The sequence below is a fragment of the Pedobacter sp. AC464 genome (assembly GCF_979253075.1).
In genome coordinates this window covers 1,193,280-1,217,537 of the sequence record NZ_CEEDBV010000001.1, presented here as the reverse complement: position 1 = coordinate 1,217,537, position 24,258 = coordinate 1,193,280, and the positions used below count along the sequence as shown (strand labels likewise).

22 protein-coding genes are annotated in these 24,258 nt (G+C 39.7%); 10 read left to right on the top strand and 12 right to left on the bottom strand.

Going from position 1 to position 24,258, the window contains the following annotated elements; all coding sequences use genetic code 11:
- Positions 1-534 precede the first annotated feature (534 nt).
- Positions 535-1,050: a glutathione peroxidase gene (locus AC0IWT_RS05250; protein ID WP_471796300.1), complete on the top strand. Its 516-nt coding sequence runs from the start codon at positions 535-537 to the stop codon at positions 1,048-1,050.
- A 157-nt stretch (positions 1,051-1,207) separates the two neighbouring features.
- Here the strand turns inward: AC0IWT_RS05250 and aqpZ are convergent, their stop codons facing one another.
- Together aqpZ and mnmA are read right to left on the bottom strand one after the other, a co-directional pair.
- Positions 1,208-1,915: an aquaporin Z gene (gene aqpZ / locus AC0IWT_RS05245; RefSeq protein ID WP_471796299.1), complete on the bottom strand. Its 708-nt coding sequence runs from the start codon at positions 1,913-1,915 to the stop codon at positions 1,208-1,210.
- A gap of 192 nt (positions 1,916-2,107) precedes the next feature.
- Positions 2,108-3,199 (bottom strand): tRNA 2-thiouridine(34) synthase MnmA, encoded by a 1,092-nt coding sequence (gene mnmA / locus AC0IWT_RS05240; RefSeq protein WP_471796298.1) that lies wholly within the window; start codon positions 3,197-3,199, stop codon positions 2,108-2,110.
- Between the two features lie 186 nt (positions 3,200-3,385).
- On the opposite strand from mnmA, the gene AC0IWT_RS05235 reads away from it, so the two are divergent.
- The 4 genes from AC0IWT_RS05235 to AC0IWT_RS05220 all read left to right on the top strand — a co-directional run bounded on the left by AC0IWT_RS05235 (position 3,386) and on the right by AC0IWT_RS05220 (position 8,599).
- Positions 3,386-5,671, top strand: a complete 2,286-nt coding sequence (locus tag AC0IWT_RS05235; protein WP_471796297.1) for a GH92 family glycosyl hydrolase — start codon at positions 3,386-3,388, stop codon at positions 5,669-5,671.
- Positions 5,672-5,837: 166 nt separating this feature from the next.
- Entirely contained in the window at positions 5,838-6,515 is a 678-nt protein-coding gene (locus AC0IWT_RS05230) for a response regulator transcription factor (RefSeq protein ID WP_056872406.1), read from the top strand.
- Positions 6,512-7,768 (top strand): sensor histidine kinase, encoded by a 1,257-nt coding sequence (locus tag AC0IWT_RS05225; protein WP_471796296.1) that lies wholly within the window; start codon positions 6,512-6,514, stop codon positions 7,766-7,768. Before AC0IWT_RS05230 ends, AC0IWT_RS05225 begins: the two co-directional genes overlap by 4 nt.
- A 51-nt stretch (positions 7,769-7,819) precedes the next feature.
- Positions 7,820-8,599, top strand: a complete 780-nt coding sequence (locus tag AC0IWT_RS05220) for a phosphatase PAP2 family protein (RefSeq protein WP_471796295.1) — start codon at positions 7,820-7,822, stop codon at positions 8,597-8,599.
- Positions 8,600-8,604: 5 nt separating this feature from the next.
- Here AC0IWT_RS05220 and AC0IWT_RS05215 read toward each other — a convergent pair whose 3' ends face one another.
- Positions 8,605-10,782 carry a TonB-dependent receptor gene (locus AC0IWT_RS05215; RefSeq protein ID WP_471796294.1) on the bottom strand — a complete coding sequence of 726 codons (2,178 nt, stop codon included), beginning with the start codon at positions 10,780-10,782 and terminating at the stop codon, positions 8,605-8,607.
- A 162-nt stretch (positions 10,783-10,944) separates the two neighbouring features.
- On the bottom strand, positions 10,945-12,132 hold the full coding sequence (locus AC0IWT_RS05210; protein WP_471796293.1) for an acetyltransferase domain-containing protein: 1,188 nt from the start codon (positions 12,130-12,132) through the stop codon (positions 10,945-10,947).
- Positions 12,133-12,421: 289 nt separating this feature from the next.
- Here AC0IWT_RS05210 and AC0IWT_RS05205 point away from each other — a divergent pair, with 289 nt between their 5' ends.
- Complete coding sequence (locus AC0IWT_RS05205) at positions 12,422-13,852, top strand: phage tail sheath family protein (protein WP_471796292.1); 1,431 nt, start codon at positions 12,422-12,424, stop codon at positions 13,850-13,852.
- 11 nt (positions 13,853-13,863) lie between these two features.
- On the top strand, positions 13,864-14,601 hold the full coding sequence (locus AC0IWT_RS05200) for an ATP-binding protein (protein ID WP_471796291.1): 738 nt from the start codon (positions 13,864-13,866) through the stop codon (positions 14,599-14,601).
- 13 nt (positions 14,602-14,614) lie between these two features.
- On the opposite strand, the gene AC0IWT_RS05195 is transcribed toward AC0IWT_RS05200, so the two are convergent.
- On the bottom strand, positions 14,615-15,604 hold the full coding sequence (locus tag AC0IWT_RS05195) for an SH3 domain-containing protein (protein WP_471796290.1): 990 nt from the start codon (positions 15,602-15,604) through the stop codon (positions 14,615-14,617).
- Positions 15,605-16,061: 457 nt separating this feature from the next.
- Here AC0IWT_RS05195 and AC0IWT_RS05190 point away from each other — a divergent pair, with 457 nt between their 5' ends.
- Positions 16,062-17,486: a glycoside hydrolase family 125 protein gene (locus tag AC0IWT_RS05190; RefSeq protein WP_471796289.1), complete on the top strand. Its 1,425-nt coding sequence runs from the start codon at positions 16,062-16,064 to the stop codon at positions 17,484-17,486.
- An 81-nt stretch (positions 17,487-17,567) separates the two neighbouring features.
- Here the strand turns inward: AC0IWT_RS05190 and AC0IWT_RS05185 are convergent, their stop codons facing one another.
- Both AC0IWT_RS05185 and AC0IWT_RS05180 read right to left on the bottom strand, forming a co-directional pair.
- The gene (locus AC0IWT_RS05185) at positions 17,568-18,281 is read right to left on the bottom strand and encodes an SDR family oxidoreductase (RefSeq protein ID WP_471796288.1); all 714 of its coding nucleotides are present in this window, start codon (positions 18,279-18,281) and stop codon (positions 17,568-17,570) included.
- A gap of 71 nt (positions 18,282-18,352) precedes the next feature.
- Positions 18,353-18,913 (bottom strand): Crp/Fnr family transcriptional regulator, encoded by a 561-nt coding sequence (locus AC0IWT_RS05180; protein WP_471796287.1) that lies wholly within the window; start codon positions 18,911-18,913, stop codon positions 18,353-18,355.
- A gap of 177 nt (positions 18,914-19,090) precedes the next feature.
- Between AC0IWT_RS05180 and AC0IWT_RS05175 the strand changes: the two genes are divergently transcribed.
- Positions 19,091-21,241, top strand: coding sequence for a GH92 family glycosyl hydrolase (locus AC0IWT_RS05175; RefSeq protein WP_471796286.1), 2,151 nt, complete (start codon positions 19,091-19,093; stop codon positions 21,239-21,241).
- A gap of 82 nt (positions 21,242-21,323) precedes the next feature.
- Here the strand turns inward: AC0IWT_RS05175 and AC0IWT_RS05170 are convergent, their stop codons facing one another.
- The 4 genes from AC0IWT_RS05170 to AC0IWT_RS05155 all read right to left on the bottom strand — a co-directional run bounded on the left by AC0IWT_RS05170 (position 21,324) and on the right by AC0IWT_RS05155 (position 23,570).
- Positions 21,324-22,025 carry a DUF421 domain-containing protein gene (locus AC0IWT_RS05170; protein WP_471796285.1) on the bottom strand — a complete coding sequence of 234 codons (702 nt, stop codon included), beginning with the start codon at positions 22,023-22,025 and terminating at the stop codon, positions 21,324-21,326.
- Entirely contained in the window at positions 22,022-22,720 is a 699-nt protein-coding gene (locus AC0IWT_RS05165) for a DUF421 domain-containing protein (protein ID WP_471796284.1), read from the bottom strand. The genes AC0IWT_RS05170 and AC0IWT_RS05165 overlap by 4 nt, the downstream gene beginning before the upstream one ends.
- Positions 22,721-22,739: 19 nt before the next feature.
- Positions 22,740-23,219 carry a hypothetical protein gene (locus AC0IWT_RS05160; protein WP_471796283.1) on the bottom strand — a complete coding sequence of 160 codons (480 nt, stop codon included), beginning with the start codon at positions 23,217-23,219 and terminating at the stop codon, positions 22,740-22,742.
- A 153-nt stretch (positions 23,220-23,372) separates the two neighbouring features.
- Positions 23,373-23,570, bottom strand: coding sequence for a hypothetical protein (locus AC0IWT_RS05155; RefSeq protein ID WP_471796282.1), 198 nt, complete (start codon positions 23,568-23,570; stop codon positions 23,373-23,375).
- Between the two features lie 56 nt (positions 23,571-23,626).
- Here AC0IWT_RS05155 and AC0IWT_RS05150 point away from each other — a divergent pair, with 56 nt between their 5' ends.
- Positions 23,627-23,932 (top strand): hypothetical protein, encoded by a 306-nt coding sequence (locus AC0IWT_RS05150; RefSeq protein ID WP_471796281.1) that lies wholly within the window; start codon positions 23,627-23,629, stop codon positions 23,930-23,932.
- A 93-nt stretch (positions 23,933-24,025) separates the two neighbouring features.
- Here the strand turns inward: AC0IWT_RS05150 and AC0IWT_RS05145 are convergent, their stop codons facing one another.
- Complete coding sequence (locus AC0IWT_RS05145) at positions 24,026-24,247, bottom strand: hypothetical protein (protein WP_471796280.1); 222 nt, start codon at positions 24,245-24,247, stop codon at positions 24,026-24,028.
- Between the last annotated feature and the right edge of the window lie 11 nt (positions 24,248-24,258).

Sequence of the window (24,258 nt, the reverse complement as noted above, 5' to 3'; positions counted from 1 at the left end):
CATTATTTAATACAAAATTTGTTTTGAGATTAATCCATAATTGAATTCGTTTTTTGATAAAATTACCATAAAAATCTACGCTTTTTTTGTTACGATTTTGGAAAGCAATTTTTGTGCTCTTAGTTCAGTCTCGTCCCGCCCTCTGTTTCAAATCCTCAACCTCGTACCTCGGCCTGCGGGTTTTCCACACGGTCGGGTTTAGGTGGCGCAGATAGAATTGCTATTAATAGTTTATGGCGATTGTGCTAAGCAAGCCGTAAAGAAAAGCACAAAACTTCCTTTTTAAACCAGACAGCAGCGAAAATCCTTTTTTATTGCACCACCGTAAAAGATGGCCTAGACCTTTCTTCCAATAACACGATCAGATTAAAACTGCCAGCGATTAAAAAAGATTGTAGCGTATGGCGGGGCCGCATTTTCGTGAAGAGATTATTGCCTGCCTTTACAAATACTTAAAAGATTGTATTATTTACAACATCATTACCGATGTGAAAACTATTTGTACCTATATTCGTATATATAAATAAAACAGCAATGATAAATACTATCCTCATCCTATTAAACTTTTTGGTGCCTAATCCACCAAAGAACGTTTACGACTTCAGCTTCAAAACGATCGATGGCAAAGAAGTTAAATTAGCAAAATTTAAAGGCAAAAAAATCCTGATCGTGAACACGGCTTCCAAATGTGGTTATACACCTCAGTATGAAGATTTAGAAAAACTTCACAAACAGTACGGTAAAAAGGTGGTTGTAATTGGTTTCCCTGAAGGAAATTTTGGCGGGCAGGAGTTTTCGACCAATACTGAAATTAAAGAATTCTGTACAGGAAAGTACAATGTGTCTTTCACGCTGGCAGAGAAAAGCAGTGTTAAAGGTGATGATATTAGTCCGTTGTTTAAATATTTAACAACGCAAACTAACACAGAGGAGCAAGGCGATATTAAATGGAATTTCGAGAAGTTTTTAATTAATGAAAAAGGGGAGTTGGTTCACCGTTTCCGCTCGAAAACAAAACCTTTGGATGAGGCGATTGTAAAAAATCTATAATCATTATGTAGTTGAGTTGTTAATAGCTTTTTCACTCAAAGCAGACAGAAATCAAAAAGGGTAAAAGCGGTCATCCCGTTTTTACCCTTTTTGTTTTTTATGCCCTGCGATTGCAATTTAGCTCAAGCTTCAATTGCAGGGTTTCCTTGCAATTAATCTAGTTCTTTTCGAGCACCGATTTCCATACAACGGCGCTTGCAACGGCGCCAACAACCGGAGCGGCAATGAACATCCAAACTTGTTTTAAGGCCTCACCTCCGGCAAAAACTGCAGGGCCAATGCTACGGGCCGGGTTCACAGAAACACCTGTAATTTTGATGCCAACGATATGAATCAGCACTAATGAAAGCCCGATAGCCAGACCTGCAAAACCACCATTTATGTTTTTTGTGGATGTTGCACCAAAAATCACCAGTAAAAAAATAAAGGTGAATGCTGCTTCGGCAACAAACGCCGCAGTAGAATTATATTCGGCCAAATACCCTATTCCCCAGCCGTTCGAGCCTAAAGCCCATTCTTTCATTTCGAAATTTGCCTGATTGCTTACAATTAAATAAAGTAACGCGGCACCGGCAATGCCGCCCAAAATTTGTGCAACAATGTAATAAGCAGCTTCGGCGGCTTTCATTCTTCCTACTACAACCATACCAATTGAAATTGCCGGATTAATATGGCAGCCCGAAATATGCCCTATCGCATAAGCCATTGCAACAACTGATAAACCAAATGCAAAAGAGATTCCCAACAAACCTACGCCTGTTGTGCCATCGGCACCTGCAATGACTGCGCTGCCGCAACCCATTAAAACCAATACTAATGTGCCAAGAAATTCGGCGGTAAACTTTGAGAATTTTGATGTTTCCATATAATTATTGTTAAAATTTTTAAACCAAAAATTATAGGGACGATGATGATTCAAAGTAAAGAAAAAAATCTTACTTGGTATAGCTTTTGGGAATAAATAAGAAATGGAATAGTGATTTTAATTAGAAAAGATTAAAAAAAAATCCCGGCAGGATGTGCTGCAGGGATTGAGTTTATATTATTTTTAGTGAAACTAAACCAGAAAACCACCGCCGAGAAGGTCATTGCCCTCATAAAAGACAGCCGATTGCCCGGGAGCAATTGCTGAGACGTTATGATCAAACACCACCCGCATTCTATCCTTTTCCTGCACAATTGTACTTAGCATTCCGGCATCTTTATAGCGAATCTTTGTAATCACATCATTCATTGGCTCTTCGATACCAGCATATTTTACCAGGTTTATATTGCGTACCATAGCTTCTTTACGCTCAAGTTCATCAGCACGGCCAAGTACAACTGTATTGCTTTCCGGAAAAATTTGAGTAACAAACATTGGCTCGCCAAAGGCTATTCCTAGTCCTTTACGCTGCCCAATGGTGTAAAATGGATAGCCTTTATGCTGGCCAACCACCATTCCGTTACTTAAAATAAAATTGCCACCTGCAACACGCTCTTCCAAATCTTCTACCTTGTGCTTTAAAAAAGCACGGTAATCGTTGTCTGGAACAAAGCAAATTTCATAACTTTCAGATTTTTTCGCCAATTCTTCCTGACCCATATCCAAAGCCATTTGCCTGATTTCGGATTTTGCAAAACTACCCAAAGGGAATTTTGTTCGCGAAAGATTCTCTTGAGAAACGCCCCAAAGCACATAGGACTGATCTTTGTTTTCGTCTTTACCTTTAGAAATTACATAGCGCCCGCTATCTTGCTGGCGAATATTTGCGTAATGGCCCGTTGCAATAAATTCACAATCTAATTTGTTGGCCCGTTTAAGCAGCGCTTCCCATTTAATGTGCGTATTACAAAGAACACAAGGGTTCGGCGTTCTGCCTGCCAGGTATTCATCAACAAAGTTGTCGATAACGTAGTCGCCAAATTCGTCGCGTATATCTAAAATATAGTGCGGAAAGCCATAGTTAACGGCAAGCGTACGGGCATCGTTTATACTATCGAGGGAGCAGCAACCGGTTTCTTTACTACTTCCGCCAGCTGATGCATAATCCCAGGTCTTCATGGTTAAGCCGATAACCTCATAACCCTGTTCGTGCAACATTACAGCTGCTACCGAACTATCAACCCCGCCACTCATGGCTACCAGAATTCTACCGTGTTTGCTCATTTTAAAACTATTGGGCGCAAAAATAAGGTTTATTTACTTCTTTTTCTCCAATACCCGTCAGTTACTTGTAAAAAGCCGATTGTATTTTTTGTGTTGGTTAAACGATTTAGATTTACATCCATAGAAGATTTGCCATAAAATTGATACCTTCGAAAATCTAAAAATTAAGTTAAATTTTAAATTGATATGATTAAAAAATTTATCCTGCCTTGCCTTTTGCTATCTGCAGTTGCAGTGTCGGCACAGCAAAATTTAGTGCAGTTTGTAAAACCAATTATAGGTACATCAAAAATGGGGCATACCTATCCGGGTGCAACGGTTCCTTTTGGTGCGGTGCAGTTGAGTCCGGAAACTGATACACTATCTTATGAGGTTAATGGCAAATATAATGGTGATGTTTACAAATATTGTGCGGGTTATAAATATGAAGATAAAACGATAACCGGTTTCAGTCACACACATTTTAGCGGCACCGGTCACTCAGATTTGGGCGACTTTCTAATCATGCCAACGCAAGGGAAATTGCAGATGAACCCGGGAACGGCAAATGATCCAAAATCGGGTTACCGCTCGGCCTACTCACATTCCAATGAAACTGCAGAGGCTGGTTATTACAAAGTAAAATTAGATGACGATAACATTACGGCAGAGCTGACCGCAACAACGCGGGTGGGGATGCATCAATATACATTTCCAAAATCAGATCAATCGCACATCATTTTAGATTTGATGGCCGGAATTTATAATTATGAAGAAAAAACCGTGTGGACTTACGTTCGCGTTGTTAACGATACCCTGGTAACCGGCTACCGCCAAACAAATGGTTGGGCCAGAACAAGGACAGTTTATTTCGCGATGAGTTTTTCGAAACCTTTTAAAAGCTACGGTCGCAAAAGCTATGATCCTAAACAAGCTTACCGGGGTTTCTGGGGAAAATTTAATCAGGACAAAAACTTCCCTGAAATTGCCGGAAAAAAGTTAAAAATGTATTTTGATTTTGATACAAAGGAGGGTGAAAAAGTAAAAATAAAATTCGCCTTATCGCCTGTTAGTCAGGAAAATGCTTTGCAAAATATGCGGGCAGAAATTTCGGGATGGGATTTTGATAAAGTCAAAACACAGGCGCAATCAAACTGGAACAAAGAATTGAATAAAATTCAGGTTAGTACATCAAACACCAATAAAATAAATTTTTACACGGCACTTTACCATGCTTTTATCAATCCTACAACTTATACAGATGTAAATGGGGAGTATAAAGGTTTAGATCAAGGCGTTCACAAAGCAGATGGTTTTACCAACTATACTACTTTTTCTCTTTGGGATACCTACCGGGCCTTGCATCCGTTTTTTAACATCATGCAGCCTGGCAGAAGTAATGATATGGTTAAATCGATGATGGCGCATTACGATCAAAGCAGTTTACATATGTTGCCAATCTGGTCGCATTACGCAAACGACAACTGGTGTATGAGTGGATACCACAGTGTTTCTGTAATCGCTGATGCGATTATAAAGGGAACATACAATGGCGACCCGAATAAAGCTTTAGATGCCTGTGTTGCTACCGCAAAACATCGTGATTATGAAGGCATAGGCTATTACATGGATATGGGTTATATCCCTGCAGAAAAAAGCGGCGTTTCTGTTTCAAACACCCTGGAATATGCATACGATGACTGGGCGATTGCGCAACTGGCAAAAAAATTAAACAGAACCGAGGTTTACAACGAGTTTATTAAACGCTCGCAAAACTGGAAGAATAATTACGACACGAAATCAGGCTTTATGCGCCCGAAACTAACTGATGGAACATTTAAAAAAGCCTTTGATCCAAAAGATACGGAGGGACAGGGTTTTATTGAGGGAAATAGTTGGAATTACAGCTTTTTTGTGCCTCATGATCCTGCTGCAATGATAGAAGTAATGGGCGGAAAGAAGAAATTCGCTGCTCGTTTGGATTCCTTATTCAGCATGCATTTGCCGGATGAATTTTTTGCACATACTGAAGACATTACCCGCGAAGGCATTATTGGTGGCTACGTTCATGGAAATGAGCCGGCGCACCACGTAGCTTATCTTTATAACTGGACTGACGAAGTTTATAAAGGTCAGGCGCAAATCCGCCACATACTTAATATGCAATATAAACCTACAGCTGATGGCTTAGGTGGTAATGACGATTGCGGCCAAATGAGTGCATGGTACATGTTTTCATCTTTAGGCTTTTATCCGGTATCACCTGGTTCCGATGTTTATTCGTTGGGCAGTCCGTTGGTAAATAATGCGGTATTAACGCTCGAAAATGGAAAAACATTCACCGTTGAAGCTTTAAAGCAGAGCGATAAAAACGTTTATGTTGCAAAGGTTTTACTTAATGGTAAGGAAATTACCAACCATCAAATTAAACACGCTGATATTACCAATGGGGGTAAACTCACGTTTTATATGTCGGCAAAGCCTAGCAAATAAGTTAACAGGTTTATAGTTGCAAGCTGCTGCAAATACAACGGCTTACGAAATTTTGAGCCTCCCAAACCTGGGAGGCTTTTTTATTTTTAAAAACGCTCCTAAAACGGCTTCAGTTTTACTACAGGTTTTCGCCTTAATATCGTGGTTAATTTTTACTTTAGATTAGATGAAAATCCTGATAGTTGAAGATGAATTGCCCTTGCTCGAAAGTATTTTGAGTTACTTTTCGGAAGTTGGCAATATTTGTGAAACGGCGTCGACGTATTCTTCTGCGTATGAAAAAATAAATCTTTACGACTACGATTGTATCCTGCTGGATTTAGGTTTGCCTGATGGGGAAGGATTAAACGTGCTCAAGGAACTTAAGAAATTAAAGAAAAACGATGGCGTTTTAATCATATCCGCAAGGCATTCTCTGGATGATAAGCTCGCCGGACTGGATTTAGGGGCTGATGATTACCTGGTTAAGCCTTTTCACTTATCCGAATTAAAAGCAAGGGTTAGCGCAATTGTTCGCCGCAAAAAGTTCGATGGTAGTAACGTCATAACGTTCAACGAAATAACTGTCGACCTTTCCAATATGGAAACATCTGTAAATGGAAACCTGCTCACTTTGACGAAAAAAGAATACGACTTGCTTATCTATTTTTTATCCAATAAGGGCAAGGTAGTAACCAAAAGTGCAATCGCCGAACACCTCTGGGGTGATGATATTGATATTTCAGACGATTTCGATTTCATATACACACACATCAAAAATCTCCGCAAAAAGTTTATCGAGGCTGGCGCCAATGATTATCTGCAGTCGGTTTATGGAATTGGATATAAATTTGCAACTGTATGAAATTAGCAGACAGATACAACCGGGTTAACATCATCACAGCGATTATTATTCTTTTAATTACCGGCGTTATTTATTATGTGGTTATCCATTTCATTTTTACGGAGAAACTGGACAGAGACCTTGCAGTTGAAGAAAATGAGATAAAACAGTATGTGTCTACTTATCGCAAACTACCACTGCCGGCAAGTTTTCTTGATCAGCAGGTTCAATATAAACAATTGGATAAAAATGCAAATGGAAGCAGATTTTTCAGGAACACAACTTTTTTTAATGCAAAGGAAAATGAAGCAGAACCAGGGAGGAGTTTGGTTACCACAATTTTGCAGGGCGATAAATTATATGAGGTCACGATTACAAAATCCAGGCTAGAAGCCGACGATTTAGTTCGGATAATTTTACTGATTACCCTCGGCGTAACTTGCCTGCTGTTGGCTAGCTTAATTTTAATAAACAGGTTTTTCTTAAACCGACTTTGGCAGCCCTTCTATTTTATTTTACAACAAATGAAAGCTTTCAATCTTATCAAAATGAGTGAGATTGAATTGAATGCAACCAAGGTAGACGAATTTCAGGAACTTAACATTGCGGCAGTTCAAATGGCTTCGAGTGTTCGGCAGGATTATAAAGAACTCAGAAGTTTTACCGATAATGCTTCGCATGAGATGATGACGCCATTGGCCGTTATTAACTCTAAACTTGATAGCTTGTTGCAAGCCGGCCCAATTAGTGAGCAGCAGGGTCTGCTATTGAATGATATCTATATCGCAATTAACCGACTTACAAAGCTGAACCAATCGCTGTTACTTTTAACGAAAATCGAAAATAAATTAATTTCAGACCTTCAACGGGTCGACATCAGTGAACTTGTTGATGAAAAATGCAGACAATTCCAGGAAATTTTTAGTGAATCGAATTTAAAAGTTAACGTTGATTTACAATCTTGCGAAGTGGAAATGAGTCGTTATCTGGCAGAAATTCTATTAAATAATTTGCTGGCCAACGCAATAAAATACAACCGGACAAATGGGTTTATTACCATAAACCTTCGTGCGGGCATCCTCGAAATAATTAATCCAGGAAAAGAGTTTGCACTTACAGAACAACACTTCGATAGATTTTTCAAATCTGCTGCCTCAGAAGGGATGGGGCTGGGTTTGGCAATAATCAAGCAAATTTGTGCGCTGTACAATTTTAGTGTCAGCTACTCTTTTCCAGAAGGAAATCATTGTTTTACAATCGCTTTCAAAAACTGAAGTATCTACAGTTTTGCTTCATAATTGGCCATTATCTTCGAAGAAAAAGTAATGCGCAAAACCACAATAATATTTTTCTTTTCAACGCTGTTTACCACAACTTCGTTTGCTCAACAAAAACAGGATTCTACCGAATTTTTGAAACAGCGATTGGTAAATCAATCTGTAAAAGCGCCGGTTTTTAAGATTGCGCCGATAATTATTCCGGCCGTTCTAATCGGATATGGTTTCGCTGCAGTGCATAATAATGGCGCATTGAGGCAGTTAGATGTTAGTACAAAAGATGAATTGCAGGAAGACCATCCGTTATTTGCTGCCCATGTAGATGATTATGTGCAGTTTGCACCGGCGCTGGCCGTTTATGGATTAAATTTAGCAGGCATTAAAGGCAAACATAATCTAGCCGATGCAACATTTTTGTATGCGACCTCGGCAGCCATTATGGGGCTATCAACACACTTTGTAAAGCAGGCAGAGCATCGCCTCCGCCCAAATGGATCTGCTTATAATTCTTTCCCATCGGGCCATACGGCTTCTGCTTTTGCTGCTGCTGAGTTTTTAAAGCAGGAGTACAAAGACGTTTCGCCATGGTATGGTTATGCCGGTTACTTTGTGGCAACAGCAACTGGTACCCTTAGAATGTATAACAATAAGCATTGGTTTAGTGATGTTGTTGCAGGCGCCGGTTTTGGCATCGCATCTACCAAAATCTCTTATTTGCTTTACCCATATGTTCGTAACTTAATCTCAAAGAAGAAAAACCGAAACTTCACTTTAGCGCCATTTCATCAAAACGGTGCCAATGGGTTAATGCTTTATGGTCAATTCTGATTCCCTTATTTTGCTTTCGCGAAAGGCGAATAGCGTACCGCCAGGTTAATTACCCGGCCATCCAGGGGCGCCCACAAGGCTTTGTAAGCTGGGTTTTGAATTGTGCCTGTAAATATTTTCTCGTATCTGCTTTGGCGCTTGTCAAAAATGTTTTCAGCATTTAAAACGAGGCTAAACTTCGGTCCAAACTTACGCTCAAGCATCGCAGCCATAAAAATATAATCCTGTGTTTGCGCTTCATCGTCTCTGAATTGTTTTCCATTGTAAGATGCTTCAATACCTAAGCGCCAGGCGTCTTCAATTTCATAAACTATCGTGCTTGCGGCACGGTTTTTTGGTGTTAGCGCTACAAATCGGTTATCGCTTAGATAAGTTCTTCTGGCATCCGTAAAGGTATAACCAAAATAAATTTCCCAATCGCGAAACTTCATTTGAACATAACTATCAAAGCCCTGGGTAACAATTGGCTTAGTTGCAGAAAAGAAATTCAAATCACCATTGGTATCTTCAAAACCAATAAATGGATTTTTAACGCTTGTGCGAAAAAAAGCCTGATTTATGAAAATGCTGTTTTCATCCCATGCGTACTTATAATTCACTTCTAAATTACCACCCAAAGAGCGTTCGGTAGGGGCACCTTGGTTAAGTTGACTAATTTTGTTAATGTCGTAATCTTTAATTTGTGGGGCTAACGGATTTGGAGACTTATACCCGGAGCCAAAACCTCCCCGAATTCCCAGTTTCTCATTCAAGTTGTAAAACATGGCAAGCCTTGGTAGTACAAAAATATGGTAATTGCTATGATCTACCCTTAAACCTGCTTCAACTTTGGTGTTTGAAAAAATTGCCCAGCTATCTTGTACAAATAAACCCTGAACATCATTTTTAACCTGCCCAACTTTAACGGGTGTTGCCGATGACGGCCTGAAGTTGTCGCCAACCAAATTTAAGCCGCCAATTATTCTGTGCTTACTCAATACAGTTATTAAAGAGGCTTCCGCATAGTAGTTTTGCTGTGTTCCGTTAAATAGATAAGAATTCGTTTCAATCTTGCGGTCGAAATTTGAGAAAGATCCTTTAACAGAGGCGCTGAGAAGCCTGTTGAGCTTTGAATCTGCTAAAAGTGTAAAAGTATTTCGGCTAAGCTCGTTGCGCTCAACGTATTGGTTAGGGCTTATTGCTTTTTCATTAATTGCAAGCATATCTCCGCCAGTACGCTTTTCAAAACTACCGGCCCAACCCAATGAAATCCTACTGTTTTCTGAAGGATAAAAGAACAATACAGGATGCAGTATTGTACTGCTCAGACGTGGCACATCGCTCAAGCCATCGTTATCAACATCAACTTCATGCTGAACGGTTTCACCTCCGAAAAAAGTAAAACCAGAATACAGGCCTCGCTTTGCAAAATAAAGGTTTAAATTTTTCTCCTTTAATGTAGAGGCATTCACAACAATTGACGCATCAGGTTCAAAGGCTGGTTTTTTGGAAATGAAATTAATTATTCCGCCTATTGCGCCACCTCCGTACAAGGTCGACGATGAGCCCTTAATCAGTTCGAGCTGTTTCAAATCGAGAGGCGCTATCGACAACACGCCAAAGCCACCGGAAAACCCATCAAAGAGTGGCATTCCATCGCGAAGAATTTGAGTGTATTTGCCATCCAGCCCCTGAATTCTTACATTTGAATTGCCTGAAACCGCAGAGGACTGCTGCACCTGAACACCGCTGATATCGCCTAAAATGCTCGCCACGTTACCCGGTTTTACCATACTTTCCTCATTCATTTCTTCAAGGCCGAGGACTTCTACCTTCGTTGTTGCTTGTTCAATCCTTTCGTTATTTCTTGTGGAGGCAACAATGGTAACTTCGCTTAATGAATCTTCCTGAACGGCTAGTATAATTTCATGAACAACTGTATCCGGGATTGAAATCGCCAGCGTCCGGGTTTGAAATCCAATGTGCTTAAATTGCAGTGTATCGTATCCGGTTTTCGAATCCCGAAATGTTGCAAAGCCGTTTTTATCTGTTTTAAGTTGCTCGGAAGGATTTGATTTGCGCAGAACAGTTACGTTTGGAACAGTCTTTTGGAAAGCATCTTTCACAACAATTTTAATGTTGTTTTGAGCAAAGGAATTTTGGTAAAATAAAAGCAGAACAAATAGTGGGAGGCAGAATCTCATTTAAGCGGTTTTCACAAATTAAATGTGAAAATCTGTTTAAAATCTGAAGTTAAATCCAGACAAACCCCATAAACACCGAACGCGAAATCACAAATGTTAAAGAATTATCACCTGTTCGCATAAACAGCCCGCTATTATTGCTCCACGCATTGAGTGGCTTTTTTAAACATAACTAAGCCACCATTTTTTGTGATTCGATTTATAATTTTTAAACCATTTACAGGGATAATAAAGAGAAGCGATCACCAAAAGCCAGATGCAATAAACCATCCAAAGGTCATATCCAAAGTTTACGGGTCTAAAATAAAAGGGAAGTTGTGGAATCTGTTTTGTCGTATTTCCTTCGAGAAAGAACAACAAAATCAAAGTGATGTGCAGCAGATAGAAATGTAGTACGTAATAGAAAAATGGCACATTTCCGTAAACGGATAAAACCTTGCTTAATTTATTGGTCACTCTTTCCGTAATCGCCAAGAAAAGCATTGCGGCGCCCAGGGTAATACAGGTGTACTCTAATGACGGCGGATATTTACTTACATTGAAAAAAGAAAGCAGGTTTTTAAAAGCATCATGATATTCTTTTCTTGGTGCCGGGTCGCCATAAAGGCTTAGTAAACGCAACGCAACAAATGTAATTAGGGCGAGTGCGCCAAAATTTACAAGATTCCTTCGCCGTTGCAGCGGACTATAATCCTTTAAAAACCACTTTCCGGCAGCATAACCCAGAAACATAATACCTGTCCAAGGTAGAATGGCATAAAACACACCTACAAAATGATTATTTCCTAACGGAAGAACAGTTCCTGAAGCCGTGAAGAAAACCTTCAATAAAGTGCCAGAAACCTCATCTTTTGGTGCTGGCAAGAAGCTGAAAGCATCGTGCCCAACTACAAGCAATATGCCGGTTATCAAGACTAATTTATACGATATTCTGCTAAACAGTGCCAGTAAAATCATGCTGAAACCAATTGCCCAGATAACCTGTAAGATAATAAAATTATAAAACGGATTGAATGTTAAGCCAAAGGTTATAAGCACAACTTCAACAAAAACTAACCATAATCCTCTTTTCAATAAGAAAATACTAGCCGCGGCAGGCGTTTTGCGTTGTGCAGAAAGATAGGCAGACAGCCCTGATAAAAAGATAAATGTCGGCGCACAAAAATGGGTAATCCAGCGGGTAAAAAATAAAATGCCTGTAGTGGTGTCAGGATTAAGTGGGTCTCCCGTCATAGCGCCGATGTGAAAAAAGTCACGGGTATGATCTAAGGCCATAATCACCATTACTAAACCACGCAGGATATCGATAGACGCAATTCGCCTGTTTAAAAGTTTTTGCTCGGCATTCATTTTTATTTGGATGATTGTTTTCGAATCGCAATTTTGGGGTAAAGAGATGATTTGGTTAGGCTACAGCAAGGAGCGCAGGATTGGTTAAGTTATCCATCTTTTGCACTTCGGATCAGCAATTCTTAAACGTATTTTTAAAGATACAAAAATTAAGATTATTGCAAAGTTTATATTTCAAAACGGCCTTTCTTTTAAAGCACACATCATCAACGGGTTAGAATACTGATAACTGTAAATTATTATTATATTTAATTATTGTTTTGAATTTCAGTTAGTTGTCCCTTAAAATATGTCTAAAATATACAAAACGCCAGGCGTTTACATAGAGGAAGTACATAAATTCCCACCATCAGTTGCTCGGGTAGAAACTGCAGTTCCTATATTTATTGGTCACACAGAATTTGTTAAAGATGATTTGAATACTTCAATAACGACTTCCTCTGGCAATGCGTTGAAAGCCCTAAGACTTGACTCTTTTGCGGGTTTTCAGCAACACTTCGGTGGCGCCTATTCTGAAGACAAAGTATTCGACATTAAGGTTAATCAATTTACACCTCATAACCTTATGCAACATGTAACTGTTGCTGCTAATCCAAAAAAATTTAGTGGTTTTTACATGTTTTATTCAATACAAATGTTTTATGCCAATGGCGGTGGGCCATGTTATATTTTATCGACAGGAGATTTTTCAAGAACGTTTGATGATTCAGATGGTGCGCTCGCTTTGGAAGCACTTTCAAAAATCGATGAGCCAACCATGATCATTTTTACAGACAGGCATGCGGCAAGCACCGAATTTACATCGGGCTATCCGAACCTTTACAATGCAACATTGGCTTTATGTGCGACATTGAAAGACAGGATTGCTATTTTTGACCCCTGGGTTTTCACTGGCAATCTGCAGCAAGATGCTTCAGCCATTAGAAAAGAATTTGAAAATGTAAATTTAAAATATGGCGCTGTTTACTACCCATGGCTTAGTACAACGCTAAACTACTTTGTCGATGAAGCTAAAGTAATTATATCGGATGTGGGAAAGCAGCGTTCGGGGGTGCCGAACGGCAAAACTCTGCTTGAGGTTAAGGCGCTAAATATGGAGCTTTACAATCGCATAAGAACTGAACTAACAAAAATAACCATTGATGTTCCGCCATCAGGGGCCGTTGCGGGAGTTATTGCGAGTACTGATAAAAATAGTGGTGTTTGGAAAACGCCTGCAGGCAATAAATTTTGGTGTGTCATAAAGCCGACAGTTGCCTTATTATCAGCTGAAGCCGCTTACTTAAACGTTGATTCAGCTGAAGGAAAATCCATTAACCCAATCCGGGAATTTACCGGAAAAGGAACTCTTGTTTGGGGCTCCAGAACTTTGGCAGGAAACGATAATGAATGGCGTTATCTGCAAATAAGACGATTTTTCATTTTTGTTGAAGAAAGTATCCTAAAAGCTGCTCAACAGTTTGTTTTTGAACCTAACGATGCTGGTACCTGGATAAAGGTGAAAGCGATGTGTGAAAATTTTCTTACTGAGTTGTGGCGCCAGGGGGCAATGCAGGGCGCCAAACCCGAACAGGCTTTTTACGTTGGTGTGGGCTTAAATTCTACAATGACTTCCTTGGATGTTTTGGAAGGCAGACTTATTTTAGAAATAGGGATTGCGGCCGTTCGGCCGGCCGAGTTTATAATTTCCCGGCTTCAAATTAAAATGGCTTCGTCTTAATTGAGTGCTACATGGAAAACAAAAAAAACTTCATCTTAGGAAAAACCGAAACTGAATTAAATTTTTCGGATTTGGTTTTACCAGAACGCATATTATCAGAAATTGAGGCGGTAAATTCAGCCTTGAAACAAAAATCTCAGTCTTCGCTCTTGCTTTTCTACGGACCTTCCGGTACGGGAAAAACTTTAACGGCATCGCTTCTTGCAAAGCGTAACAACAAAAATCTTTGGCGTGTAGATTTGGCATCTGTTTTATCAGCACATAACAATGAAGTGGAAGCAAACTTGTCGAAAATTCTAAGTAAAGGGAGGGAGGCAAACGTAATTTTATTGCTTGATGAGGCGGAAGCGCTTTTTAGTAAGAGAACAAGTGTTAAAGATAGTCATGACAAATACGCAAATATTGAAACGGCCAAATTTCTTAACGAGCTAGAAGCAGCCAATTGCTTTGCTATCTTTTCAACCAATTCAAAATCAACACTCGACGACTCTTTCCTGCGCCGTTTAAGGTTTAAAATAAATTTTCCTATGCCAGACAAGCAACAACGCTTTCAATTATGGCGAAAAAATTTAAGCACCATGGTTAAGGCTGATGTTCAGATAAATCTTGAAGAAATTGCTAACGATTATGAAATAACGGGCGGAGAAATACATAATATTGCAAGTAAAATCATCCTGGAAGCACCAAAGTCGTTCACAAATTCAAGGTTATCAAACCTGACTAAAACAGAAATACAAAAGCGGAAATAATTTTGTTAAGGAGCTATGCCATATCGAGGAACTCTTTTTTGACCCATTTATTTTCTGCGCTGATTTTGCACCAGCCATTTTCCTCGTCAATTACGAAAACTTCCTGCCCCTTTGCAAACGCAGCTACCTTTGGGAAAATATTTGCAGGTCCGCTGCGAACATTCAAAGTATCTGCATTTACGGTTGCCCGTTTCACCTCTTTTGTATAGGCAGCGTTTATCCATTGCTGCTGAGAGCCTGATATTTTATACCAGCCATTTTTTTCCTGAAACACCCGTAGCACCGAGCCTAAAATAACAGGCGCTCTGCCGCTTACTTTTTTGCTTTGCGCATCTGCATCTTCACGGATATTTAGCGTATCGCTAATAACAGTAACGTACTTAATAACAGTGTTTTGTGTAGCCGGATTTATTTTGCCAACAACTTTAGCTTTAACAAGTGGTAAAAAATTACTTTCGCAATCTGCAACTTTATTACCACCAAAAAAATCCGTTCCCGGGCATGTTTTGTTATTCCCCGAGCCGTTGTTCCGGGCGCCGGTGCTCAAATTAAACCAATGGTGGTAGACAATTTTATCGCTACTTACATTGATGCTGAATTTTTTGCAAAGGGCGGCTGCCATTCTAATAATCGTGTCGCGATGGGCCGGTGTCATTACATCCTTACCCTTATCAAAATTACCTACATTTTCTATACAAATCGCATTCGAGTTAAAACCCACAATACAGGCGGGTGTACTTTCAAGGCTCCTGCCGGTCAAAATACTCCCGTCGGGGAACGTGCTGAAATGCTGACCAATATCCATCCAGCCATGTGTACTTACATGATAAGTTTTCATGCCCTGTTGTATCTCAAATTGATTGTTCGCCTTGCACTGAACATAACTTGGGCTCCAGGTGTGGTGTTCCTGAATGTAAAGAATGGTACGGGCCACCCTCAAATTTGAAATCCATGTTTCAAATTCATCGATGTCCATTTTGGTAAAACCGAATTTGGTTGTCATAAGAGGTTATTTAGTTAAAAAAACATTAGACGTTAGAAAATTGATAATAAAAACGGGCGAACTTTATTATTAATTAAATATATAAAAAAGCAACAGCTCGACATAACATTTTTAAAATCAGTTGTTTACTTTCCGTTAAAGTGTCGCGTGTAAGGTCTCTGACATTAAATTTTGGCCTTCAAACTGCAATTGCACTGCTATTCAAACTTGCCCGGCCATAAAACATTTATTTTTCTACTGGATAGTATCGTTTGATAACTGTATGAAATAACTACGGTTTAGGAAAAACGATTTAGGAGTAGTTAAATTGATGTTTTGTATTTTGAACTTAATTAATTTTTAATATATATTTGTTTTGTTCTAACCGAATAATTCTGGAATCGACTGTAACTTAAGTTGAGATTAGTATTGTTTGCTAAGCCCAATAACCTAAACTAAGATAACACACAAATTAATTATGAAAAGGAGAACTTTTATACAGAACACAAGCCTTTTAGGAGCCGGTGTGCTAGCATCGAAATTTTCTTTTGCAGCAGATTTAATTGCAGAATTTCCTGTAGTAAGAGTGGCAGAAGGAAAAAGGCACTTCAAAAGCAAAGCTGTTGATGATGCAATTAAGACTTTCCAGGCGAATGTTAAAAACCCTGAATTGAGCTGGCTGTTTGAAAATTGCTTCCCAAATACACTGGATACAACTGTTTATCATTCAGAAAAAAACGGTCGCCCGGATACCTATGTTATTACCGGCGACATTGATGCAATGTGGCTAAGAGACAGCTCTGCACAGGTTTGGCCATATCTACAGTTTGTAAATGATGACGCACCTTTAAAAAAACTCATTGCCGGCGTAATCATCCATCAAACTAAGTGTGTTTTAAAAGATCCTTATGCTAATGCTTTTTATGGTGATGCAAATAAAGTAGGTGAGTGGAAAACGGATAAAACCGCCATGCAACCGGGAGTACATGAGCGTAAATGGGAAATAGATTCTTTATGTTATCCAATTCGTTTGGCTTATCATTACTGGAAAAAAACCGGCGATAAAACGCCTTTCGATTCCGATTGGAAAAAGGGAATCGAGGCTACGCTGAAAACTTTTAAGGATCAGCAACGCAAAACTTCGAAAGGCGCTTACCATTTTCAGAGAGAAACTACTCAGCCAACTGATAGTTTGCCAATGGCTGGTTATGGTTTTCCGGTAAATCCGGTGGGTTTAATCTGTTCGGCTTTCCGCCCCAGTGATGACGCTACGATATTTCCATTCCTGATTCCTTCGAATTTCTTTGCTGTTACAAGTTTAAAGCAAGCTGCAGAAATGGTAAAGGCGCTTCAGCCAGATACTGCTTTGGTAAATAGCCTGCTAAATCTGGCTGATGAGGTGAATGCCGCTATTCAAAAACACGCCATTGTAAACCATCCAAAATATGGGAAAATTTATGCCTTCGAGGTTGATGGTTTCGGAAGCACTTACCTGATGGATGATTCAAATGTGCCGAGTTTGTTAGCATTGCCTTACCTGGGCGCTGTAAAGTTAGATGATCCTATTTATCAGAACACCCGAAAGTTTGCTTTGTCGCTTGATAATCCATACTTCTTTAAAGGTTCTGCAGCGGAAGGAATTGGTGGGCCACACGCCGGACAGGACATGATTTGGCCGATGAGTATCACGATGAGGGCCTTAACTTCTAAAGATGATAACGAAATTAAAATGTGTATTGAAACCTTAAGGAAAACCCACGCAGGAACGGGTTTCATGCATGAATCGTTTAATAAAAATGACCCTGCAAAATTTACGAGGTCGTGGTTTGCCTGGTCTAATACCTTATTTGGCGAGTTGCTTTGGCGAACTTACCATGAAAAACCTGCTTTATTAAAAGTTTAATTGTTAGGCTCGTTTCGGTTTTCGGAACGGGTCTTTTTTTTGCAAATACTGTAAGCGCCCGGAATTCGGGCGCTTATAATTCTACCATGGCGACTCACCGCCTTCGCTGAAAAATTTACCGGTTGGCCCCTTATCATCCAGTATGGCATATTTAACAATCAATTCGCCTGCTTCCTCAACTGGCTTTGGACCTTGGTTATTGTTAAATTCTGTTCTGGTGTAACCTGGATTTACACTGTTAATTTTGAAATTTGTATCCTTAAACTCGTAGGCCAACATAACCGTAAATGCATTTAGTGCCGTTTTAGATGAACAGTAAGCCAGCAATTTAACATCGTAATGTTCCCATTCAGGGTTGCTATGGTTACCTAAAGAACCCAAATCGCTTGATACGTTCACAATTCGGGGCGTTTCCGATTGCTTAAGCGGTGGAATAAAAGCCTGAGTTGTTTGTATCAACCCAAAGAAGTTTGTATCAAACACGTTCCTTAAGTTTTCCTGAGAAGTTTCTGATGCTTTTTGCGGATAGGAACCCGGAATGCCCGCGTTATTAATCAGTATATCAAGGGAGTCAATTTGTGCAGCAGCAAGTTTAATAGATTCCTCGCTAGTTACATCAAGGGCTATCGCTTCAACGTCATTAAAGCCAAGGGCTTTTAATTGGCTAAGTGCTTCTGAAGCTTTTTCCTTATCGCGACAGCCAATGTAGACGAAATAATTCTTCGCTAAAAGTTGCTTCGCAGTTTCAAAACCAATTCCTTTATTGCCACCTGTTATTAATACTTTCTTTTTCATAATATCTTTTTTTGTACAACAAAGTTGATGTATAAAAAGCGGAAAAGATTTGCCAAATGGCAAAAACAATATCAGCTGATGTTTTTTCTTATCCTGCTCAGCGAAGATTGTGTAATGCCCAAGTACGAGGCGAGCATAGAAAGTGGAACCCGGTTGGCCATATTCGGAAACAGCTCCAGAAACTTTAAATACCTTGTAGTGGCATCCTGGTTAAGCATTGTGTTGCTGTCCTGAACTTTTTTCATTAATGCGTCAGTAAGAATTCTGGTAAAAATATCGTTCCAATTGCTGATAGCAACTGAAAGCTCGGCAAAGGACCGCTTACTAAAAACCAGCAACGTACAATCGGTTACCGCCTCAACATATTCTGACGATGGCGTATCGTTAAAAAAGCTCACCGAATCTACTACAAATCGTTCCTCACGCACGAAACATCTTGTGTACTCTTCACCGTTTTTGCCGTAGTAACAAACCCGGATTACACCTTGTACAATGAAGCCAACTTGCTTGGCATTCTTGTTGGCTTCAGAAAAATATTCTCCTTTTTTAAGGTGTATCGTTTCTGCTTTCGATTTTGCAAGCGCTATCTGTTGTTTGGTAATTGCACCGAAACGCAAAATGTAATCAATCATTTCTTCCATCGGTTAAATATAGCAGTCGGTTTCCAGTTATTATTTGTCAATTGGCAAAAACTTAAATATTATTTTCAGTTTTAAATAAATCGATTTAGCGTAACGTTAATGCTACTTTTTATACTCATTATTATAATTTTATATATTTGAATTACCAACCAAAATATATCAATAAGCATGAAACTTTCCGGAAAAAAACTCTTGAATTTAGTCGTAATATTGTTGTTCTGTTCTGCAGCAAATGGGCAATCTGTGGGCAGCTATTCCAAATATGTAAATACCTTTATCGGTACGGCCCCTTTAACCGATCCGAAAATTCTAGGCTATGAACTTCCTCAAGGTTGGCGTTCATGGGCGGGCTTAACTTTCCCCGGGAGCTCTTTGCCCAATGCAATGGTGCAATTAAGTCCGATGACTGAATATGGCTCCGGTGCAGGTTATGAGTACGAAGATTCTATGATCTACGGTTTTACGCACACCAATAAGGGTCATTGGAACCTTTGTAACATTCCAATTTTGCCCATGTTTAATCCAGGAACAAAATTCGGTTCAAAGTTTTCCCATAAGAATGAGCATGCAGCTCCTGGCTTTTATCAGGTATATCTAGATGATTATAAAGTAAATGTGAGCTTAACCTCAACACTTAGGGCGGGCTTCCATAAATATGAATTCAAAGATAATGTAAACCGCCAGGTGCTTTTCGATTTGGGCAAAGCGAACAGCCGGGTTTCAACATGGAACATAACTCAGGAAGGAACCAATGTTATAAAAGGTTTTCAGGGCGGTGAGAATGTTTATTTCTATGCCATCATCAATACAAAAATTGAAAAATTAGATGTATCAGAAGAAGGGAAACGTAGCGGATTTGCTATCGCTCACCTCGCAGATGGCAATGGACAGGCAGTAGAGCTAAAAATCGGGCTTTCGTTTGTTAGTACCGAAAACGCGAAAGAAAATCTTCTTAAGGAGATCGGAAATAAGTCTTTTAATCAAATCAGAAATGAGGCGACCACGAAGTGGGAATCGATTTTATCGTCTATCCAGGTAAAGGGTGGCACGGAGAAACAAAAAGTGATGTTGTACTCATGTTTGTACCGTTCTTTTTTGTGGCCTGCACTGCGAAGTGATGTGAACGGTGAGTATACGGATGCTAATAAAAAAGTTGTGAAATCTGATTTTAGATATTACACAGAGCCATCTCTTTGGGATACCTACAGAAATAAAGATGTGCTTTTGGGCCTGATATCTCCAGATGTTACGCTTGATGTGATTAAATCGATGAAGGATGTTGGCGACAAAAAAGGCTTCATTCCAACATTTTTTCATGGCGACCATGGTTCATCTTCTATTGCCGGTGCTTACTTGCGGGGCATTGATAATTTTGATATTAAAGGCACGTATCAAATTTTATTGAAAAATGCGAATACACCGGGTGGCGCTCGTCCGCACGTGGAAGAGTACATTGCCAAAGGATTTATTTCCGAGCCGGATATTAAAGACCCGCAGGTAGAAACAAAGGCAAGTGCAGGTGTATCTAAAACCCTGGAATATTCTTACGATGATTATTCAGTAGCACAGCTGGCAAAGAAGTTAGGAGATACAGCCAATTACCGAATTTTAATGGCAAGATCTAAAAACTATAAAAATATGTTTGATCCATCTACCCGTTTTATGCGTGGTAAACTTGCTGATGGAAGCTGGATAAAACCTTTCAATCCTCAATTCCCATATTACGAATACATGTATCGCGAAGCAAATGCATGGCAGGTTTCATTTTTTGCACCACATGATATGAACGGATTAATTGAGCTTTACGGTGGCGCAAAAGGCTTTGAATCGAAGCTGGATTCTTTATTTACAGTTCCATGGAACCCGAAATACATAGCCAGAAATGTGGAAACGATGATTGGTCAATATTGCCATGGAAACCAGCCAGACCATGAAGCACCTTTCTCGTACCACTTTATTGGCAAGCCAGAAAAATCTCAGAAGATTCTGGACAACATTTTAAACAACCTTTACGGCATTGGCGATGATGGACTGGCGCTTAGTGGTATGGACGATGCAGGTGAAATGTCTTCCTGGTACGTTTTCAGTGCGTTAGGCTTATATCCATTTTCGGCCACCGATGCAGAATATATTGTAACCGTACCATTATTTGATGAAGTGAAATGGCGAAGCAGTAACGGGAAGTACATCACCATTTCTAAACCAGGGAAGGGTAGAGACATGACAAAAATAAAAGTGAATGGAAAAGATCTAAATGGATATTTTGTTTCGCATGATTTATTTAAAAACGGAGGAAAAGTAGAGATTTTAACCAAATAATGAATCGAAAAATTTAACAGATCTAGATTAACGAAGGTTTACGTTAAACATCAAAACAATCTCACTAGCTAAAGAATAAAAATTATTCCTTCGTCTCTACGGAGTTAGTCCAATGTTTTTCGCCACAATGATCGCAGATGCTGTTTGTCTCAGAGAATTGATCTGTCTTCTCGTTTCCACATTTTTGGCACACTAAAGTTTTTGTTTGCTGGTGCACATCCCGCGAGAAATCTTTATCCCAAACGGGAATGATAGAGAGACCCGGTTTGGGTTCGGGGTTTTGGACCAGGCTGAAAAATCCTCCGGCTTCAAAATACATTCTCGATACCAGGCCAAGGTGTGTTATGCCTTCGGATCTTAACTGCGCAAATACGCGGTCGCGGCTAATTCTGGTAGCAAGCATGGTGTCCAACTCCAGCACGCCATCTTTTACCAGCGTGTCGTATTTATCCTGTGTTATAGACTCGAATTTTTTATTTTTTACGGATTTAGCCGCAATAAATATTTGATAGCTAACAATTACTATCGCAATTGCAATAGCAGGTAAAAGGCCTCGGTCTGGCGTCATCAAAGGAATCCCGATGGCAGCGGCGAGCGAGGCTACGGCTGCCATTTCATTTCTGCTTAGTTGAGACGACATTCGTTTCCCCATAAGCCTCATGGATACCATGAGCAAAATATAAATGAAAGCAACCCGAACAATAACCTCAATGTAAAAGTGGTATGGAACATCGCCGAAAAGGATGCGATGTAAGTCTGTTATCCTGATATCGTATTCTTTCATAAGTTTTTAGTCAAGGTGGCGTTTGTAATTTCATTGCTTCCGCATTTTTCACATCGCTTATCAACAGAAACTTGCGAACTTATGGTATTTCCGCAATTGCCACACACCATTTCACTTTGCTTGTATGCAAATTGTAGAATGTTTTTTTCTGCGGGTGGCAAAATCAGGAGGCCTGGTTTTGGTTCATTATACTTGAAGACGGAGAATAATCCACAAGCTTCCAGGTAAACCCGCCTTACCTCGCCGAGATTATAAATCTTTTGGCACCTTAGCTCTGCGAGCAATTGCTCTCTTGAAATTTTCATCATCGCCAGCTGTTCTACCGCAATTACGCCATCTGCAACCAATAAGCTTTCATGTCCTTGTGTTATTTGTTCTATCTTTTCATACTTTACTGCAAAATAGTTTAGACCACGTTGAAAAATTACCGCACAAACTAATACCAGCAAACCTTGCAGCAAACCCCTGTCTGGCAGTTGCATTGGTACCGAAACGATTGCGCCTAAGGTTAACATCACTGCCAGCTCCGATATGGTTAGTTGTCCGCCCATACGCTTACCAAGAAAACGAAGCGTAATCAGGAGTAAAAGGTAAACGATTATGGTTCGAACAAACACTTCAGCCAAAAAGGTTTCAGGGGCGTTGCCGAAAAGAATCCTGTGCCAATCGCCCCAGTGTATTTCTTCTTGTTTCATCCTTAAAATTGTTTAAAAGCTAATTAATCACGGTTTTATCAATGAGCACACGATTTGGCACTTTTTGATGTATGGAAGCGAGTAATTCGCCAATCTGTTCTTTTTTAACCTGGCCTTCTACAAAAATGTTTTGGTTGATTACCTGGGCCCAACAGCGTGGATGTTTAGCTAAAAGACTATCTACAAGTTGCTTTACCGCCAAGTTTGTATCAATATTAACTGGCGCAATTTTAATTCTATCTGTTACACCTTTAATTACGTGGATGGTGTTCAGTTTTTTCATCACATTATGCTTAGCCCGCAAAGTAGGGCAGTTGCCCCAGATATCAACGTTCCGGTTGCGAACGATAAAGTTGAGCCCTACAAAGTTTACGTCTTCCTTAGCCTTCATCGTTAAATCTTGCTTAATTTGTTTGTCTCTATCATAGCCATTGCATGAGGCTAACAGCAGTATTATCAGGGCAACTGAGTATGGTTTAATTGTATTTATCTTCCTCATTTAAAAATTTGAAATTGAAATGTTTAGCCAAATAATGCATTAAAAATTGTCAAGCTGGTGATTAAAAAGAAAACATTGCTATTTAGTTTCAGGTTTTGGGAAAGTTAAAAAACTAAAAAACCAGCGGATTGTTGCCCGCTGGTTTCAGTCATGCTATAACAAACCTGCAATTCCTTTCGATGGCGCTTTCCATTTCAAGGGGGAAATTTTCCCGGTAATTACACTACTTTTTCGCAGGTTTTCTTCTGATACCTGATTGCTTGCAGACGGCTTGCCAACAAGCTGGCCATCACTGATTTTTTCTGCTATGGAGATCCGATCCCTTCGAGCATTGCTTTTCTCTTTTTCCATATGATTTTTATTTACATAACGGACATTTTGATAACAAGGTTCGCTATTTTTCAATTTTGAGTATTTCAATCAATTTCATTTATCAGGTTAAGTATTTTTCGCATCCGGAAGCGCATTTTAAGCCAATAAATACGGATATTGATGTGATTTTTTGGAGTAAAAGCCTCCTTGAAATTGAAAGCCAAGCGAGCGATTTGGTTGGAAGATTTCGCAAGCGTTTCCAGGATGTGGTGATAGAAAAAAGTGGTGCTTTTTTCTGTACTAATCTCATTAAAGCCGGACTACGCAAACAGCAGCACGCGGAAGACGAGTTAGTGGGATTTCTGGGTGGCGAAACCCAGACAGGGTGGAGGTCGTTGTGAAAACTGGTTAGAGGATAATTTAGACAGGAGCTATCCTTAAGCGGTCATATTTGGAGCTGTTTGATTTACCAGTAAACTTTTCTGATCTATTTGTTACGGCTTCGGGCTTTCGTAACGGTCATCACCTTCTTCCTTATCATGAACGATTAAAGACTCGGGTGTTGCCGCAGCGTTGTTTGAGCCTGTACCTGTCGTTTTTAGTTCCCGGGTTGCCTCATGGATATCATCAGGCTTGTCTGGTAAATCTGTATTCCCCAGAGCTTTCTGATTTGCATTTTGGTCTTCGTCTAAATTATCTTCGTTACCTGGATTCATAAATTATGGAT

Coding starts and splice junctions, on each gene's coding strand:
- AC0IWT_RS05185 (WP_471796288.1), bottom strand. CDS start 18,281: ATGAAAAAGAAAGTATTAATAACAGGTGGCAATAAAGGAATTGGTTTT.
- AC0IWT_RS05170 (WP_471796285.1), bottom strand. CDS start 22,025: ATGAAAGAATACGATATCAGGATAACAGACTTACATCGCATCCTTTTC.
- AC0IWT_RS05160 (WP_471796283.1), bottom strand. CDS start 23,219: ATGAGGAAGATAAATACAATTAAACCATACTCAGTTGCCCTGATAATA.
- AC0IWT_RS05155 (WP_471796282.1), bottom strand. CDS start 23,570: ATGGAAAAAGAGAAAAGCAATGCTCGAAGGGATCGGATCTCCATAGCA.
- AC0IWT_RS05220 (WP_471796295.1), top strand. CDS start 7,820: ATGCGCAAAACCACAATAATATTTTTCTTTTCAACGCTGTTTACCACA.
- AC0IWT_RS05230 (WP_056872406.1), top strand. CDS start 5,838: ATGAAAATCCTGATAGTTGAAGATGAATTGCCCTTGCTCGAAAGTATT.
- AC0IWT_RS05225 (WP_471796296.1), top strand. CDS start 6,512: ATGAAATTAGCAGACAGATACAACCGGGTTAACATCATCACAGCGATT.
- mnmA (WP_471796298.1), bottom strand. CDS start 3,199: ATGAGCAAACACGGTAGAATTCTGGTAGCCATGAGTGGCGGGGTTGAT.
- AC0IWT_RS05190 (WP_471796289.1), top strand. CDS start 16,062: ATGAAAAGGAGAACTTTTATACAGAACACAAGCCTTTTAGGAGCCGGT.
- AC0IWT_RS05210 (WP_471796293.1), bottom strand. CDS start 12,132: ATGAATGCCGAGCAAAAACTTTTAAACAGGCGAATTGCGTCTATCGAT.
- AC0IWT_RS05235 (WP_471796297.1), top strand. CDS start 3,386: ATGATTAAAAAATTTATCCTGCCTTGCCTTTTGCTATCTGCAGTTGCA.
- AC0IWT_RS05175 (WP_471796286.1), top strand. CDS start 19,091: ATGAAACTTTCCGGAAAAAAACTCTTGAATTTAGTCGTAATATTGTTG.
- AC0IWT_RS05200 (WP_471796291.1), top strand. CDS start 13,864: ATGGAAAACAAAAAAAACTTCATCTTAGGAAAAACCGAAACTGAATTA.
- aqpZ (WP_471796299.1), bottom strand. CDS start 1,915: ATGGAAACATCAAAATTCTCAAAGTTTACCGCCGAATTTCTTGGCACA.
- AC0IWT_RS05195 (WP_471796290.1), bottom strand. CDS start 15,604: ATGACAACCAAATTCGGTTTTACCAAAATGGACATCGATGAATTTGAA.
- AC0IWT_RS05250 (WP_471796300.1), top strand. CDS start 535: ATGATAAATACTATCCTCATCCTATTAAACTTTTTGGTGCCTAATCCA.
- AC0IWT_RS05145 (WP_471796280.1), bottom strand. CDS start 24,247: ATGAATCCAGGTAACGAAGATAATTTAGACGAAGACCAAAATGCAAAT.
- AC0IWT_RS05215 (WP_471796294.1), bottom strand. CDS start 10,782: ATGAGATTCTGCCTCCCACTATTTGTTCTGCTTTTATTTTACCAAAAT.
- AC0IWT_RS05165 (WP_471796284.1), bottom strand. CDS start 22,720: ATGAAACAAGAAGAAATACACTGGGGCGATTGGCACAGGATTCTTTTC.
- AC0IWT_RS05205 (WP_471796292.1), top strand. CDS start 12,422: ATGTCTAAAATATACAAAACGCCAGGCGTTTACATAGAGGAAGTACAT.
- AC0IWT_RS05180 (WP_471796287.1), bottom strand. CDS start 18,913: ATGATTGATTACATTTTGCGTTTCGGTGCAATTACCAAACAACAGATA.